Genomic DNA, 14,319 nt, shown 5'->3' with positions numbered 1-14,319 from the left:
ACGTTCCGTACGTATCCCCTGGTGCTGGCCAAGTGGGGCTTCCCGGCAGCCGTGGCGGTCCTGCCGGAACCTCAAATGTTGCTCTGAACGTCCCCGCCGATGGGTTCGGCTCCACGTCCCGGGGCCATGACCCGGTCACCGGATTACAGGACCGTCGAAGGAGACGACATACACGTCCTGGTGAAACCGTGGTGAAGGAGGGGACGATGCAGCACCTGGGTACGGGAATCGGATGGCGGCCGGAGATCGCCGACGCCGTCGAGCGCATGCCGGGCATCGACTGGGTCGAGGCCGTGGCGGAGAACGTGTGCCCGGGACATCTCCCCGAGTCGCTGGTGCGCCTGCGCGAGCGCGGGGTCACCGTCGTCCCGCACGGTGTCTCGCTCGGCCTCGGCGGTGCGGAGCGGCCCGACGCCGGTCGCCTCACCGCCCTTGCCGAGCGCGCCGAGGCGCTGGGCTCGCCCCTCGTCACCGAGCACATCGCGTTCGTCCGCGCGGGCGGCGCCCTCACCGCCTCCGAGCGGCTGGAGGCCGGGCATCTGCTGCCCGTCCCGCGCACCCGGGACGCCCTCGACGTCCTGTGCGAGAACATCCGGATCACGCAGGACGCGCTGCCCGTACCGCTCGCCGTGGAGAACATCGCGGCACTGATCTCCTGGCCCGGAGAGGAGATGACCGAAGGGCAGTTCCTGTACGAACTGGTCGACCGCACCGGCGTACGCCTCCTCATCGACGTGGCCAACCTCCACACCAACCACGTCAACCGCGGCGAGGACCCCGCCAAAGCCCTCGACGAGCTCCCCGTCGAGGCCATCGCCTACGTCCATGTCGCCGGCGGCTTCGAACGCGAGGGCGTCTGGCACGACAGCCACGCCCACGCCGTCCCTCCGGCGGTCCTCGACATCCTCGCGGACCTGGCGTCCCGGGTACGCCCGCCGGGAGTGCTCCTGGAGCGGGACGAGAACTTCCCCGAACCGGCGGAGCTGAAGCGGGAGTTGAGGGCGATACGGGAGACAGTGGAGAAGGGGGCTCCCACGGAGAAGGGCGGCGTCGCCGCAACCGCAGCCTCCAGCGACGCCGCATCCGAGGCCTCCGCCGACGCGCCGTCTCCCTCGCCCGACGAGGCCGAAGAAGCCCAAGAGACCCAAGAGACCCAAGACGCATCGCAGCAGGCGGGCACCGAGCCCGCCCGTCAGCGCCTGGCCCTCGCGCAGGCCGCGCTGCTCTCCGCGCTCGTCGCCGGGACCCCGGTGCCCGAGGGCTTCGACCGGGCGCGGCTGGCCGTGCAGGCGCGCGCACTCGCCTCGAAGCGGGCCGACGTGGTGGCCAAGGTCGCACCGGAGCTGCCGGAGATCCTGGCGGGGACGTACCGGACGGCGTTTCTGGCGTATACGCACGGTCACCCCATGACCGACGGCTACCGGCACGACGCGATGGCCTTCGCCGAATATCTGCTCCTCGACGGCCGGCTCGAAGACGCGGACGTACACCGGAAGGTACGGGACTGGTGGCTGGAGCGCTCGGGCCCCGCCCCGCTGTCGCGGCGCCCGGCGGCCCGGCTGGCGCGCGCCACCCGGCGGGTCCTGCTGAGGCGTTGAGCCGCCTCCGGTGCCGAAGGCACACAACGAAGCAGGTGTCGAGGGGCTCTCGACGGAGGCGTAACTGCCGTCGGGGGCAGGTGATATCGCTCACTCGAGCGATACAGACGCCCAACCGTACGAGAAATCAAGCCACTTGCCTGCTCAGCGCGGCCCCGGTCTCGCCGGTCCGCGCGCCCGCGCACGGGCGGAGATCCAGCCCGCCACGGTCGAACGCCAGTCCGCACCAACACCGATGGCCCGCCGCTACTCCGCCTTCCACCTGCGCAAACACCCGGTGCACGAACCGACGAGCGCGTTCTCGTCCCAGCCGTCCAACGCCCTACCTCAGTTGGCGTACTCCTGGGATTAAGGTGCCAAGCCGCACCCAAAGCCCACTAACGTGCGGTGCCGCAACAGGAGGCACCATGCGATCCATCAACATCCGCGCGGTCTTCAGCGGTACCGGGCTCATCATCACGGGTCTGGCGGCGACCCTCGTGGCCCTGTTCCTTCCACTGTGGTCGTACTCGGACCGTTCAGGAACCGGCCTGGACACGTTGAACGCCGACACCGTGCCGACGCGTTTCGGCCCGTTGTCCGCCCAGGACCGGGACTTCATCACCAAGGTACGGCTCGCGGGTCTGTGGGAGCTGCCCGCCGGTCAGCAGGCGCAGGAGCGCGGCACGACACGGACCGTACGCACGGCGGGCGAACACCTCATCGAGGGCCACACGTTCCTGGACGCCCGCGTGCGCGACGTGGCCGCTCGACTCAGCCTCGAACTGCCCAACCAGCCCAACGAGCAGCAGCGGGAATGGCTCAGCACGCTGAGTGAGGCTCGGGGCGAGGAGTACAACGTTCAGTTCGCGAACATCCTGCGCAGGGCGCACGGCAAGGTCTTCGGCCTGGTCGCCCAGGTCCGCGCGCACACCCGCAACTCACTGGTGCGCGCTCTCGCCGACGACGCGAACATCACGGTCCTGGACCACATCACGGTCCTTGAGGCCACCGGGCTGGTCGACTTCGACGCCCTGGCCCAGGACGCGGCCATGGCGAGCACTCCGCCGATGACCAGCTCCCCCGCCCCGCCCGGCCCGACGTCCTCCCCCAGTCCGGCCGTCCCGATGTCCCCCTCACCGAGCTACTCGCTGCCGCCGGCCGCGAGCAGCCCACCCCCTGAGAAGACCGGACAGCAAAAAGCCCCCGGCACCGGCGAGAGCAAGAGCAAGGACAAGAGCCAGGGAGCGAGCAAGGACAAGGACTCGGGCACGAGCTCACGGACAGCGCCGGCCGGAACGCCGCGGGAGCCGCACCGCTAGCTGGGCATCGGGGTCATGGAAACGACACCGGCAGACCGGTGCTTTACTTTGCCCCATATCAAAAGAAATATCCCTTTGTTGGCGTTGTCGTTGTCGTTGGTGTTGGTGTTGGCGCCGTGCGCCGAAGGGATACGCGATGAGAGCTGCCGCGCTTTACGGGGTCGCCGGGGCTTTGGTCATGACAGCCGCCGCCGTCGTCGCCGCTCCCGCGGGCAGTGCCGAGCCCTTGCCCGGCCCGGCAGAGCGACAGGGCGTGGCCGTCGCCGCCGCGCGCGCCGCCGCCGAAGGGATCCGCTTCGGGAAGTGCTCCGAGGAGCAGGACGCCCCGGGCAGTCTCCAGTGCGGCACGGTGACGGTGCCGCTCGACTACGCGCACCCCGACGGCGAGAAGATCGAACTGACCGTCAGCCGTGTACGGGCCACCGGCGGGAACGACGCGCTGAAGGTCCCCCGGCAGGGCTCGCTCGTCTTCAACCCGGGCGGTCCCGGCGCCTCCGGCATGTTCTTCCCGCTGGCCGGCCTGCTCCCCGAGTGGAAACGCATCGCGGCGGCGTACGACCTCGTCGGCTACGCCCCGCGCGGGGTGGGCCGCTCCGCGCCGCTGTCCTGCCAGGACCCGAAGCGGCTCCTGAAGGGGCCCTCGCAGCTGCCGACGGCCCCCTCGGAGTCGTACAAGAAGGAGCGCATCGCGCAGGCGAAGACCTACGCCCGCGGCTGCCTGCAGCGCTCCGGCAGCGGGCTGCGGCACTTCTCGTCGCTCAACAACGCGCGCGACCTGGACGTCCTGCGCGCCGCGCTCGGCGAACGGAAGCTGACCTTCATGGGCGCTTCGTACGGCACGTACTTCGGGGCCCTGTACGCGACGCTGTTCCCCTCACACGTGCGCCGGATGGTCTTCGACTCGGCGGTGAACCCGGCCCCCGAGCGGATCGGGTACCGGAACAGCCTCGACCAGTCGGCCGCCTTCGAACGACGCTGGGCGGACTTCCGCACATGGGTCGCCCGGCACGACAAGGTGTACGGACTGGGCAGCACGCCCGAGCAGGTGCTGCTCAGCTACGAGAAGGCGCGGGCGCGGCTCGCCGCCGAGCCGGCGGGCGGCAAGGTCGGTCCGGGGCAGTTGCAGGCGGCGTTTCGGCAGGCCGGTGACTACGACGACTACTGGCCGCAGCGCGCGCTGGCGCTCTCCGCGTATCTGCGGGGCGATCCCACGCCGCTGATCCAGCAGGCGGGGCCGTATCCGGAGGCGGTGACCGAGCAGGAGAACGGCAACGCCGTCTACACGGCCATCGAGTGCAACGACGCCTCCTGGCCGACGGACTGGCGCGTCTGGGACCGGGACAACACGCGCCTCGCGCGCGTGGCCCCCTTCGCGACCTGGGACAACGTCTGGACGAACCTGCCGTGCGCGTACTGGCCGGTGCCCCACCAGAAGCCTCTTGACGTACGGACATCACCGGGTGAGCTGCCGCCGACGCTGATCCTTGCCGCCGAGCGGGACGCGGTCACGCCGTACGCCGGGGCGCTGGAGCTGCACCGCCGGCTGTCCGGCTCGGTACTGGTGACCGAGCGGGCGGCGGGCACGCACGGTATCGGAGGCGGCGGCAACGCGTGCGTCAACGGCCACCTCGAGGCGTATCTGCTGGAGGGCCGGCTTCCGGAGCGGCGCGCGGCATGCGCACCGCGCCCGGAACCGGCGCCCAGCGCACCGCGGGACGCGCGGTAACAGGCTGAGCGCCCGCGACTGTCAGGCGAGCCCGGCGACCAGCTCGGCCACCGACTTGCGTCGGCCCGTGTAGAACGGGACCTCTTCGCGCACGTGCATACGCGCCTCGGAGGCGCGCAGGTGCCGCATGAGGTCGACGATGCGGTACAGCTCGTCGGCCTCGAAAGCGAGGATCCACTCGTAGTCACCGAGGGAGAACGAGGCGACCGTGTTGGCCCGCACGTCCGGGTAGCCGCGAGCCATCTTGCCGTGGTCGGCGAGCATGCGGCGGCGGTCCTCGTCGGGCAGCAGGTACCAGTCGTAGGAGCGCACGAACGGATAGACGCTGACGTAGTTGCGGGGCGTCTCGTCGGCGAGGAACGCCGGGATGTGCGAGCGGTTGAACTCGGCGGGCCGGTGCAGCGCCATGTTCGACCAGACCGGCTCCAGAGCACGGCCCAGCTTGGTGCGGCGGAAGAGGTTGTACGCCTCCTGAAGCTGGTCGGCCGTCTCCGCGTGCCACCAGATCATGAGGTCGGCGTCGGCCCGCAGCCCTGACACGTCGTACGTGCCGCGGATCGTGACGTCCTTGGCGGCGAGCTGGTCGAAGAGCTCCTGCACCTCGTCCGCGTAGCCGGCGCGGTCCTCGGGGAGGACGTCTCGCAGCTTGAAGACGGACCACAGGGTGTAGCGGATGACCTCGTTGAGGTCCTTGGCCAGCTTGCCCTTGTTCGGGATCTTGGCGGGGCCGGTGGTGGGGGCGTCGTCACTCATGAGGCTATTCTCCCGCGCCGCCGTGCAAGCTCTGCACCGGGTTGATGATCAACTCGTCCAGTCCGCCGCGGTCGCCCCTCAGCTGGTCCACGGCGGCGTTCGCGCTCGCGATGCACGCCGGGATACCGACGCCGTCGTACGCCGCTCCGCACACGGCCAGCCCCGGCAGCTTGGCGATGTGCTCGCGGATCCGCGCCACGCGCGCGTGGTGCCCGACCGGGTACTGGGGAAGTCCGTCGTACCAGCGCGTCACCCGCGTCTCGACGGGCTCGGCGTCCAGACCGGTCGCCGCACGGAGATCCTTCCGGGAGACGTCCACCAGGTCGGCGTCGGCACGCTGAAGGACCTCGGTCTCCTGATACCGCCCCACGGACGTGCGGAGCACGACGAGGTCGGGGTTCTCCTCGGCGATCCAGCCCCATTTCTGGGACGCGAACGTCGACGCCTTGATGGTGCGCCCGTCGACGGGCGGCACGAGAAAACCGCTGCCTTCGGGGAGGCGGACTTCGCCGCGCCGGTAGGCGAGGGTGATCAGGGCCATGGAGGCGTACTCGACGGTGGCCAGCTCGGCAGCGGCGGCGGGCGCCTCGGCGCGCAGCAGGGACGCGGCCGCGGGGGCGGGGACCGCGACGATCACGGCGTCGGCGTGCAGGAGGCGGCCGCCTGCGACGATGCGCCAGAGTGCGCGCGGCTGCGCCGGCTCGGCCCTGCGCAGCTCGGTCACAGGGGAGTCGGTGACGATCTCGCCGCCTCGCGCCCGCACCGACTCCGCCACCGCGAGCGGCAGTTGGCCGACGCCGCCCTCGATGCCCATGAAGACCGGCCCGGTCTGCTGGGCGGCGGCAGCCCGGGCCTGGATCTCGCGGACCGCCTCCGTCAACGACGTGTGCGTACGGGCCGCCGCGTAGAGCTGCGGGACGGCGGAGCGCATGGAGATGCGGTAGGCGTCGCCCGCGTACACACCGCCCAGCAGTGGCTCGATCAGGCGGTCCACGACCTCGCGGCCTAGCCGCCGCGCGACGTACTCCCCCACCGCCACGTCGTCGCCCACCTCCGTGCGCGGCAGGTCACGGTCGCGCTCGATGCGGCGCAGCCCCTCGTCGGAGAGGACTCCGGAGAGGACGGACGCGTCCGCGGGGACGCCCATGACGTGTCCCTTGGGCATGGGCCGCAGCGCGCCCCGCGTCCAGATCGACGCGCTCGCCGTCGCGGGCGCCTGGAGCCGGGCGTCGAGGCCCACCTCGCGGGCCAGCGCCACGGCTTCGGGCCTGCGGGCCAGCATCGACTCGGCGCCGAGGTCCACCCGCGCGCCCGCGATCTCGCCGGGGAGCAGCTTGCCGCCGAGCCGGTCCGAGGCCTCCAGGACGGTTACGCGCGCTCCGCCGTCCAGCAGCCGGTGGGCGGCGGCCAGGCCGGCGATGCCGCCCCCGATGACGACGACATGACCCGTGCCCGTATGGGTGTCTGCGTGCATGCCTCCACTGTTTCAGACCACGCCCCGAGCCCCATCCCGGGTGCCGGTGTCCGGGACGAGTCCCGACCGTGACCTCTTCGGGACCGGATTCGTCCAACGCCGCGAACCGCTCGGGCGTCGTAGGAGCGTCAGACTTCACGACACCCTCGGGGGTACGCCGACATGCAGACACGTGGCACCACGTCCAGGCACCGATTCGTACGACCTGTGCAGACCCTCTCGGCGCTGCTGCTGGCCGTTGGCCTCGCCCTCACGGGGTGCACCGGCGCGAGCGACAGCGGCGCCAGTTCGGGATCGGCCGACAAGGCCGCCGCGCAGGGAGAAGACGCGGGGGCGGGCGCGCAGTCCGGCAGCGACGCGCGCGGCGGCAAGGGCGACCATGCCGCCGCCCCGCCGAAGCTGACCGCCCACATCATCCACACGGCGTCCCTGACCGTGCAGGTCAAGGACGTGCCGAAGTCTCTCGACGAGGCCCGCACCGTGGTCGAGAACGCCGGCGGCGTCGTCGGCAGCGAGACCACGGACCGCGACGCCAAGGGCCATGAGCGCTCGCGGGTGGTGCTGCGGGTGCCCTCGGACAAGTACGAGGAGGTACTCGCGGACCTGGAGGGCTCCGGCAAGCTCATAGACCGGAAGGCGAAGGCGCAGGACGTCACGGAGCAGGTCGTCGACGTGGAGAGCCGCATCAAGTCGCAGCGCGCCAGCGTGGCCCGCATCCGTGAGCTGATGGACCAGGCGACCAAGCTCAGCGACGTGGTCACCCTGGAAGGCGAGTTGAGCAGCCGTCAGGCCAACTTGGAGTCGTTGCTGGCCCAGCAGGTGTCCCTGAAGGACCGGACGAGCCTGGCCACCATCACCCTGTCGCTGTCCGAGACCCCGGTGAAGAAGACGGCCGAGGACGAGGACCCCGGGTTCGTGGACGCGCTCGCGGGCGGCTGGAACGCGTTCGTCACGATGTTCCGCTGGATCGCGCTGGCGCTCGGCGCGGTGCTGCCCTTCGTGGTGGGCGCGGCCCTGCTTCTGCTGCTGTGGACGCGTTTCCTGCGCACTCGGCTGCCGCGCCGTCCCGCCACGGCGCCCGCGGGTGCGGGCGCCGGTTCCCTGCCGGTCGCTCCGCCCGTGCGGGAAGAGGGCGGCGAACGGGACTGAAATGCGGCGCCCTCGTAGCGTGTTCGTATGAGCATGAGCCGTACGAGCAGTTCGAGAGAGCGACTGGTGATCGTCGGAGGGGACGCGGCGGGCATGTCCGCCGCGTCCCAGGCGCGCCGTATGAAGGGCCCGGAGGAGCTGGAGATCGTCGCGTTCGAGCGCGGCCACTTCAGCTCCTTCTCCGCGTGCGGCATCCCGTACTGGGTGGGCGGTGACGTCGCCGAACGGGACCAGCTGATCGCGCGCTCGCCGGAGGAGCACAGGGAGCGCGGGATCGATCTGCGGATGCGTACGGAGGTGACGGAGCTCGATGTGGCGGGGGGCCGGGTGCGTTCCCGTGACCTCGAGTCCGGGGCCGAGGAGTGGACGTCGTACGACAAGCTCGTGATCGCGACGGGCGCCCGCCCGATCCGGCCGCCGCTGCCCGGTGTCGACGCTCCCGGTGTGCACGGCGTGCAGACCCTCGACGACGGACAGACGCTGATCGACACGCTGGCCCGCACGCAGGGCCGGCGCGCGGTCGTGGTCGGCGCGGGCTACATCGGCGTGGAGATGGCCGAGGCGCTGATCAAACGCGGGTACGAGGTGACGGTGGTCAATCGCAGCCGGGAGCCGATGGCCACGCTCGACCCCGACATGGGGCGTCTGGTGCACGAGGCCATGGAGGGCCTGGGCATCACGATGGTGAACGACGCCGAGGTCACCAAGATCCTTACGGGGGAGGACGGCCGGGTGCGCGCGGTCGCCACGGAGGACGCCGAGTACCCGGCGGACGTGGTGGTCCTCGGCATCGGCGTACGGCCGGAAACGGCGCTCGCGAAGGCGGCGGGGCTGCCGCTGGGCGACTACGGGGGGCTGCTCACCGACCAGGCGATGCGGGTGCGTGGGTACGAGAACGTGTGGGCGGGCGGCGACTGTGCGGAGGTCCTCGATCTGGTCTCGGGCCGCCGGCGGCACATCGCGCTGGGCACGCACGCCAACAAGCACGGGCAGGTGATCGGTGCGAACGTGGGCGGCGGGTACGCGACCTTTCCGGGCGTCGTCGGCACGGCGGTCAGCAAGGTCTGCGATCTGGAGATCGCCCGCACCGGGCTGCGGGAGAAGGACGCGCGGCGGGCCGGCCTCCAGTTCGAGACGGTCACCATCGAGTCGACGAGCCGCGCGGGCTACTACCCCGACGCCGCGCCGATGAAGGTGAAGATGCTCGCCGAGCGGCGCACCGGGCGGCTCCTCGGAGTGCAGATCGTCGGACGCGAGGGGGCGGGCAAGCGCGTCGACATCGCGGCGGTGGCGCTGACCGCGCGCATGACGGTGGAACAGATGACGACCCTGGACCTGGGCTACGCCCCGCCGTTCTCCCCGGTCTGGGACCCGGTACTGGTGGCGGCCCGCAAGGCGGTAACAGCGGTACGCCTCCGGCGGTGACCGCGCGCCTTGGGGTGTGTTGCCGGCGACTGCGGCTGAGCGCCCTTTAGGGGCGCGGGGAACTGCGCGACCAGCCACGACCGACCCGCAGCCGAAATGCGAACCCCCTCCCGGTACGGGCCGGAGGCAGTCGCACGCGCGCGTGGCCCTCCGCGCCGGCCACGCGCGCGTGCAGCACGACAACCGACCCAGGCGCCCCGAGCCCAAGGACACCTGAGCCGGATGCGCTCAGGGCGCCTCAGGCTCCCTGAGCGGTCCCGGGAGCCGTGCCGTTGATCTTCTCTATGGCCTGCCGCGCCTGCTCTCCCGGGGAGCGCGGCAGGGACGACACGGACGACACCTGCGGCGGCTGCGGCGCCGCCTGCGGCCGCGCGTGCGTACCGGGCTGACGGCTGCGCAACCGGTGACTCGCGGCCTCGTCGAGGGTCACCGGCCGCTGCATGCTCGCGGCAAGCCGACCAGCTTCCTGGCCGAGCGCGGCCACGTCCTCCCACGGCAGTCTGAGCACGATGGCGACTTCCGCCTCGCCATCCGGCGTGGCGATCATCGGCGGAGTGACTCGGTCGTTCATGACCTGTTCCTCACGTGTTGCTGGAATCACGGGCGGTTGCCGAGACATACGCACGCGCCCGCTGTCGTGTTCAGCGCCGTTCAGAAGGGCCGTGTCGCGGGCAGGAGACCCTCGTGGTCATCCCCGTCCATGACGTGAACCCGGTACGTCGCACACCGTTCGTGACGTACGCGCTGATCTGCGCCAACTTCGTGGTCTTCCTGGCCACCCCGGGCGTGGTCGATTCACTGACGGGCGAGAGCGGTCTGGCACAGCTGTGCCGCCTACAGGCGTTCCTGGACCAGTGGGCAGCCGTGCCCCAGGAGATGATCCACCAGCAGACGCCGCCCGTCGTGCCGACCGGCGACGTGGGCCTGGGCCCGCAAGGTCCGGGATGTGTGGTGGGTCCGCCCGACTACGACAAGTCGCCCCCGCTGTCGGTCGTCACCGCGATGTTCCTGCACGGCAGCTGGCTGCACCTGCTCGGCAACATGCTCTTCCTGCTGATCTTCGGCAACAACATCGAGGACCGCCTGGGGCACGTGCGCTATCTGCTCTTCTACGGGGCATGCGGCTACGCGGCGGCGTACGTCTACGCCCTCGCCAACAACACCTCCGACGACCCGCTGATCGGCGCGTCCGGCGCGATCGCCGGTGTCCTGGGCGCCTACCTCGTGCTGTATCCGAAGGCCCGGGTCTGGGTCCTGGTGCCGTTCCTGATCTTCCTGCCGCTGCGCCTGCCGGCCTGGATCGTCCTGGGCTCCTGGTTCGTCCTGCAGGCGGTGTACTCGTCCGGCGCGGGCGTCTCCGCGGCCGGCACCGTCGCCTACCTGGCCCACGTGGCCGGCTTTCTGGCGGGCATGATCCTCGCCTGGCCCCTGCGCCGGGGCACCCCACCGCCACCCGAACCGCGCGGCCTGCTGTTCGGACGGCGCGCACGGCCGGGCCGGCCAGAACGACAGGGCTGACTCGACGCGAGGAGAGACTCACCTCTCGACAAAAACGAAGACGACGAGCCAGGTCAGCACAGAACAGAACAGAAACAGAACAAGACGGAGAACTGGACGATCGCACCGATGTTTGCAGGGATGACGGTCCGTGCCGAACTGAGGTCCCCGGACATGCGAAGAGGACTGCACCGGCGGCGCGGCGGCGACCCGCCAGAAGGTCCCCGCAGCCGGCCTCTACACCGGTCGGCGCCCTGGCGTCACCCTCGTCGACCGGCTCCCGCGGACTTCGCCTCGCTTCAGTCATCACGCCGACGCCACAGATCAAGACGGCGAGCCAACAATCGGCAGGCCCTGACTACGCGGTCTTGGGGCCCTCCCACAAAAAGCCCCGCGGCAAGTCCTGGCCCCCGCTTGAGTCTCCCGTGGGGGGAGACATCAAGCTGGGGGGCATGGACAGCGACACGCTCTATTCCATCGGAGAACTGTCCCGCCGGACCGGACTGACGGTGAAGACCATCCGGTTCTACTCCGACCAGGGCATCGTCCCGCCAACCGACCGGAGCCCGGCGGGCTACCGGCTTTACGGCCTCGACGCACTCGCACGCCTGGACCTTGCCCGCACGCTGCGCGATCTCGGGCTCGACCTGGCGACCGTGCGCAAGGTGCTGGACCGGGAGGCATCCATACCGGAAGTCGCGGAAGCACACGCCGACGCCCTGGATGTACAGATCCAGACCCTCCGCCTGCGCCGGGCAGTACTACGCGCCGTCGCCAGACGCGGCCCCACCACCATGGAGATGGACCTCATGCACCGACTCGCAACGCTTTCCCAGGCCGAACGACGCCGGCTGGTAGCCGACTTCATCGACGACACCTTCAGGGACCTTGATGCCAACCCCGAGTTCGTGACCCTGATGCGATCCGTCATGCCCGAACTCCCCGACGATCCCACGCCTGAACAGGTCGGGGCCTGGGTGGAACTCGCCGAACTCTGCCAGAACGCAGACTTCCGTGCGGTGGTGCGACGCATCGCTGAGGACCAGGCGGAAGAGCCTTCCCAGCAGGACGTCAGCGGTCTGCACGACGGTCTCAACCAAGCGATGCGTGAACGAATCGACGAAGCCGTATCCGCCGGCATTCTCCCAGCCTCCGCCAAAACCGCACCCCTTGCCGACTCACTGAGCGGCCTCTACGGCCACGCATTCGAGCGTGCCGGCGAGGGTGATCTGCGCCGATGGCTTCTCGCCCGCCTGCAGGTAACCGCCGACCCACACGCCGCGCGCTACTGGCAACTCCTGGCGACGATCAATGGATGGCCTGCATCCCCGACTCTCGCCCCCGTTTACACCTGGTTCACCACAGCCCTCCACCAAGAGCGCTGACTGCGAACTACCCGCGCGCCGCGCCGGCCCGGTACAGCCGCTCCTCACCCGACCGCGGCGTGGTCGGCCTGTGCTTCGGTGTGGGCGAGGCGGCAGGAGGGGCTTGACCGAGGCTGGAGTGGCGGCGCCGGGTGTTGTAGCGGTGCGGCCGGCGGAACAGGTTGAGGCGGACTTCGCGCTCGTCGGCCCAGGACCTGCGGCCCTGGAGTGTCTGCCGTTTGCATGTCGCGTTGAGGGACTCGGCGAGCGCGTTGTCCACCGAGCTGCCGACGGCGCTCATGCTCTGGATCACCCACGCCTGGCGGCAGGCGTCGGCGGACGCCCGGCTCGTGCGAGGGCGCCGTGGTCGGTATGCAGGACGCCGCCCTCGCGGCGGCCGGGTCCGTGGTGGTGTGGCGCTGCACAGCGGCAGTCCGGCGGCGCCGATGACGCGCACGAGGCGGGCGACACTCTGTGATAACCCGCTCGCCGTCCTCGCGGCGCTCGGCGGTGATTCTTTTTCAAAGTCCCGCAATTCTCCGTCCGATGACGAATGCCCTGTCGACCGCACACACCATGCAAGGTGTTCCATTTTCACGGTACATACGGGGACAAGAGCGTTACGACCTGTCAGGTAACCCCCGACGCGCAAATACTTGGGAACGGTCCGGCCTCCGGCCCCGTGTGCGCAGGCTCGATCTTGCCCGGGGGCACCGCATGTCAGGGGCTATTAGGGGTTGGTCAGGGAAGGCATTGGCGGGTTCCCGGTCCGCGACCGGGATGCCGTCGAACATGCGCTGTTCGTCTTTGTAGAGCACGGCCGCTCGGTACGACTCCGGGACCGGCAGGGACGCGAAGTCGCACGGCACCACATCCGGCGATTCGATCGCGGCGACCAGATCGGCTGTCACTGCAGTCTCCCGTTGTTCCAGTGAGGGTTTCCGACGAACTTCGGACAGGTCATCCCGCCACCGGCCGGCCAGACGCCAATGGTGCCGGCGCCGGCCGCAGCAGCCCGGTGGTGAGGACAGCCCTCCCTCAGCCCACCGTCGCGCCGGTGACGCGCGCACCGCGCTGCGGTCGCATCTTCGTCGTCACCCACTCGACGACCTGCTGCGTGGAGGTGCCAGGTGTGAAGAGGGCGGCCACTCCTCGTTCCAGCAGAGGGGGAATGTCGGCCTCGGGGATGATCCCTCCCCCGAAGACGGTGATGTCCGAGGCGTCTGCCTGGCGGAGCAGTTCGACGACCTCGGTGAACAGGGTCATGTGAGCGCCGGAGAGGACGGAGAGACCGATCCCGTCGGCGTCCTCCTGTACGGCGGTGGCTACGATCTGCGCGGGTGTCTGGTGAAGTCCTGTGTAGATGACCTCGACTCCGACATCCCGCAGGGCACGTGCGATGACCTTGGCACCACGGTCATGGCCGTCCAGGCCGGGCTTCGCCACGACGACACGGAGGGGTTCGAGCAGCACAAGGGGCTCCTTCCAAGGGGTTTCCGGCTTACGAAGCGTCAGCGGGGACGTAGGTCCCCCAGACCTCCCGCAACGCGTTGCACACCTCGCCCACCGTCGCGCGAGCCCTCAGCGCGTCCTTCATCGGGTAGAGGACGTTGTCCTCGCTCGCCGCCGCCTTCTTCAGGGCGGCCAGGGCCGAGTCCACCGCACCCTGGTCGCGCTCAGCGCGCAGCTTCGCCAGCCGCTCCGCCTGCTGGGCCTCGATCGCCGGGTCCACCCGGAGGGGCTCGTACGGCTCCTCCTCATCCAGCTGGTAGCGGTTGACGCCCACGACCACCCGCTCGCCGGCGTCCGTCTCCTGCGCGATCCGGTAGGCGCTGCGCTCGATCTCGTTCTTCTGGAAGCCGTGCTCGATGGCGTTGACCGCGCCGCCCAGGTCCTCGACCTTCGTCATCAGCTCGATGGCCGCGGCCTCCACGTCGTCGGTCATCTTCTCGACGACGTACGAGCCCGCGAAGGGGTCCACGGTGGCGGTCACGTCCGTCTCGTACGCCAGCACCTGCTGCGTACGCAGGGC

At 70.3% G+C, this 14,319-nt stretch carries 13 protein-coding genes and 1 pseudogene; 8 read left to right on the top strand and 6 right to left on the bottom strand.

Annotated features, from left to right (window positions below; translation table 11 throughout):
• Positions 1-206 precede the first annotated feature (206 nt).
• The 4 genes and pseudogenes from FGD71_RS06565 to FGD71_RS06550 all read left to right on the top strand — a co-directional run bounded on the left by FGD71_RS06565 (position 207) and on the right by FGD71_RS06550 (position 4,625).
• Entirely contained in the window at positions 207-1,598 is a 1,392-nt protein-coding gene (locus FGD71_RS06565) for an MbnB/TglH/ChrH family RiPP precursor modification enzyme (protein WP_119099436.1), read from the top strand.
• 136 nt (positions 1,599-1,734) lie between these two features.
• Entirely contained in the window at positions 1,735-1,950 is a 216-nt protein-coding gene (locus tag FGD71_RS06560) for a hypothetical protein (protein ID WP_140935836.1), read from the top strand.
• 55 nt (positions 1,951-2,005) lie between these two features.
• A pseudogene (locus FGD71_RS06555) lies at positions 2,006-2,758 on the top strand (DUF4142 domain-containing protein); the annotation flags it as partial.
• A gap of 277 nt (positions 2,759-3,035) precedes the next feature.
• Positions 3,036-4,625: an alpha/beta hydrolase gene (locus FGD71_RS06550; protein WP_119099434.1), complete on the top strand. Its 1,590-nt coding sequence runs from the start codon at positions 3,036-3,038 to the stop codon at positions 4,623-4,625.
• Positions 4,626-4,646: 21 nt separating this feature from the next.
• Here the strand turns inward: FGD71_RS06550 and hemQ are convergent, their stop codons facing one another.
• Together hemQ and hemG are read right to left on the bottom strand one after the other, a co-directional pair.
• Positions 4,647-5,378, bottom strand: coding sequence for a hydrogen peroxide-dependent heme synthase (hemQ, locus tag FGD71_RS06545; protein ID WP_119099433.1), 732 nt, complete (start codon positions 5,376-5,378; stop codon positions 4,647-4,649).
• A 4-nt stretch (positions 5,379-5,382) separates the two neighbouring features.
• Positions 5,383-6,852 (bottom strand): protoporphyrinogen oxidase, encoded by a 1,470-nt coding sequence (gene hemG / locus FGD71_RS06540; protein WP_119099432.1) that lies wholly within the window; start codon positions 6,850-6,852, stop codon positions 5,383-5,385.
• A 162-nt stretch (positions 6,853-7,014) separates the two neighbouring features.
• Here hemG and FGD71_RS06535 point away from each other — a divergent pair, with 162 nt between their 5' ends.
• Together FGD71_RS06535 and FGD71_RS06530 are read left to right on the top strand one after the other, a co-directional pair.
• Positions 7,015-8,001, top strand: coding sequence for a DUF4349 domain-containing protein (locus FGD71_RS06535; protein WP_119099431.1), 987 nt, complete (start codon positions 7,015-7,017; stop codon positions 7,999-8,001).
• A gap of 27 nt (positions 8,002-8,028) precedes the next feature.
• Positions 8,029-9,426 (top strand): FAD-dependent oxidoreductase, encoded by a 1,398-nt coding sequence (locus FGD71_RS06530; RefSeq protein WP_119099430.1) that lies wholly within the window; start codon positions 8,029-8,031, stop codon positions 9,424-9,426.
• Between the two features lie 238 nt (positions 9,427-9,664).
• Here FGD71_RS06530 and FGD71_RS06525 read toward each other — a convergent pair whose 3' ends face one another.
• A complete protein-coding gene (locus FGD71_RS06525; protein ID WP_119099429.1) occupies positions 9,665-9,997 on the bottom strand; it encodes a hypothetical protein in 333 nt (110 codons plus the stop codon).
• A 113-nt stretch (positions 9,998-10,110) separates the two neighbouring features.
• Between FGD71_RS06525 and FGD71_RS06520 the strand changes: the two genes are divergently transcribed.
• Together FGD71_RS06520 and FGD71_RS06515 are read left to right on the top strand one after the other, a co-directional pair.
• Positions 10,111-10,944, top strand: coding sequence for a rhomboid family intramembrane serine protease (locus FGD71_RS06520; RefSeq protein ID WP_119099428.1), 834 nt, complete (start codon positions 10,111-10,113; stop codon positions 10,942-10,944).
• A gap of 431 nt (positions 10,945-11,375) precedes the next feature.
• Entirely contained in the window at positions 11,376-12,308 is a 933-nt protein-coding gene (locus tag FGD71_RS06515; RefSeq protein WP_119099480.1) for a MerR family transcriptional regulator, read from the top strand.
• Between the two features lie 7 nt (positions 12,309-12,315).
• On the opposite strand, the gene FGD71_RS47270 is transcribed toward FGD71_RS06515, so the two are convergent.
• The 3 genes from FGD71_RS47270 to FGD71_RS06500 all read right to left on the bottom strand — a co-directional run.
• Complete coding sequence (locus tag FGD71_RS47270; RefSeq protein WP_162931045.1) at positions 12,316-12,588, bottom strand: integrase core domain-containing protein; 273 nt, start codon at positions 12,586-12,588, stop codon at positions 12,316-12,318.
• Positions 12,589-13,325: 737 nt separating this feature from the next.
• Positions 13,326-13,760 carry a cobalamin B12-binding domain-containing protein gene (locus FGD71_RS06505; protein ID WP_119099426.1) on the bottom strand — a complete coding sequence of 145 codons (435 nt, stop codon included), beginning with the start codon at positions 13,758-13,760 and terminating at the stop codon, positions 13,326-13,328.
• 28 nt (positions 13,761-13,788) lie between these two features.
• On the bottom strand, positions 13,789-14,319 hold a 531-nt coding region (locus tag FGD71_RS06500; RefSeq protein ID WP_240436425.1), incomplete at its 5' end, for a methylmalonyl-CoA mutase family protein.

The organism is Streptomyces sporangiiformans, assembly GCF_005768555.2.
In the GTDB taxonomy this organism is placed as follows: Bacteria; Actinomycetota; Actinomycetes; order Streptomycetales; family Streptomycetaceae; genus Streptomyces; species Streptomyces sporangiiformans.
Note: the sequence above shows the minus strand (reverse complement) of the source record. Positions and strands in the feature narration are given on the sequence as shown.